Origin of the sequence: Amylolactobacillus amylotrophicus DSM 20534 (assembly GCF_001434555.1) — a bacterium.
Lineage (GTDB): Bacteria > Bacillota > Bacilli > Lactobacillales > Lactobacillaceae > Amylolactobacillus > Amylolactobacillus amylophilus.
The window spans coordinates 47,254-48,953 of sequence record NZ_AZCV01000003.1 but is presented as its reverse complement, the minus strand read 5'-3'; the positions used below and the strand labels follow the sequence as shown (position 1 = coordinate 48,953).

Below are 1,700 nucleotides of genomic sequence, written 5' to 3'. Positions count from 1 at the left end.
GCAGCAGCTTTCTTTGCGGCAGCAGCTTTAGCCTCTGCTTGGGCCTTGGCCTTCGCAGCGGCTTCCGCTTTAGCCTTTGCAGCAGCGGCAGCTTCGTCATTAAGACGCTTTTGTTCTGCCTTAACAGCAACGAGTTTCTCTGCGCGAGCTTCTGCATTCTTGTTAGCTTCAAATTTCTGACTGATCAGTGTTGGTTTAATAGTATCTTCAACCAATTCTTGACTTACAACAGCTTCGTCAGTAGGTGCTGCGAAGACTGATTGTAGGTTGATGCTTGCAGCGAAGACTGCTATAGTGGCTGCAATGCTGATGAAGTATTTGTTCTTTAATAAAATAATATCTCTCCTTAAATTGAAAAAGTTTTATTGAACAAAAATCATTATAGTGGAGAGTATATTGCAGACAAATAATCAGTTAGTTACAAAACGCATGTGGTACGTCACGATTGTTACATTGCTGTAATATCGGAAATATCAAATTAATAGAGAACACATGTTTTAAAATGGGGGATAATCATGAGAAGAGAACGGCTGTATCCAATTGTGCTGGGAATGATCAGCGCTATCATTTCATTTATAGCAGTGGTTGCTATAATTACCAGAAACTTTCAGTTGAACATCAAATGGGTGATTTTACTCGGAATTATCGTCGCTGCCGTTTTTTACAGTCTGTCATATTTCAGAGTGAAGGCTTCGATAGCAATCAAACGAATTGCGCAAGAGCATCATCTGACGGCGGAAGCTTTGGCAGAAATTACGGGGTTGCCAGAAACCGACTTTCCTATCTATAATAGTAAGTTACAATTAATCGCCCCCAAACGGCATTGGCCGCATATTTTAAATGCGCTGCACGAGTACGAACGCACGCATAAGCAGGAGAACAAACTATGAGTTTACTAACTGTTGAGCATCTGTCTCACAGCTTTATTGACAAAGAATTATATAAGGATACTGGTTTCTTCTTTAATAAGGAAGACCACATGGGTGTTACCGGCCAGAATGGCGTCGGTAAGAGTACACTAATCAATATCCTGATTGGCAAAATCGATGCAGATGAGGGTAAGATTTCCTGGCAAAAGAACGTGGATGTCGGTTACTTGGACCAATATGCTAAATTAACGCCCGGTGTTTCCATCAAGGAATACCTCCGAACAGCCTTTGATGACCTCTTTCAAAAGGAGCAGGAAATGGGTCGCCTCTATGCGGATTACGCTGAGACTTTCGATGACAAAGACATGGAGCGTGCCGGTAAGATTCAAACTCTGCTCGAGGAATCTGGATTTTACGACCTGGATACGAAGATTGAGCAGGTGGCAACGGGACTAGGGCTTGATGCCATCGGTTATGATCATGACGTGAGTCAGCTTTCCGGTGGTCAACGTTCGAAGATTATTCTGGCGAAGCTGTTGCTGCAGAATCCGCAGGTTTTGGTGCTCGACGAGCCGACCAACTACTTGGATGTGAACCACATCGAATGGTTAACCAACTACCTGAATAATTTCGAAGGCGCGTTCATCGTTGTCAGCCATGACTACGACTTTCTGGAACGGATTACGAACTCCATTATTGATGTGGAATTCGGTAAAATTACGAAGTACAAGGGTAACCTAAAGCAAGCCTTGAAACAAAAGGAAGCTAACCGTGAGACATATTTGAAGGCCTTCGAGAACCAACAGGCCAAGATTGAGAAAACCGAGGCTT

The 1,700-nt window shown here is 43.2% G+C and carries 2 protein-coding genes and 1 pseudogene; 2 read left to right on the top strand and 1 reads right to left on the bottom strand.

Going from position 1 to position 1,700, the window contains the following annotated elements; genetic code table 11:
- A pseudogene (locus FC62_RS08215) lies at positions 1–215 on the bottom strand (hypothetical protein); the annotation flags it as partial.
- 300 nt (positions 216–515) lie between these two features.
- On the opposite strand from FC62_RS08215, the gene FC62_RS04825 reads away from it, so the two are divergent.
- Both FC62_RS04825 and FC62_RS04820 read left to right on the top strand, forming a co-directional pair.
- A complete protein-coding gene (locus FC62_RS04825) occupies positions 516–890 on the top strand; it encodes a hypothetical protein (protein WP_056947233.1) in 375 nt (124 codons plus the stop codon).
- The coding region (locus FC62_RS04820; RefSeq protein ID WP_157043481.1) for an ATP-binding cassette domain-containing protein at positions 887–1,700 on the top strand (814 nt) is incomplete at its 3' end. The genes FC62_RS04825 and FC62_RS04820, both read left to right, overlap by 4 nt.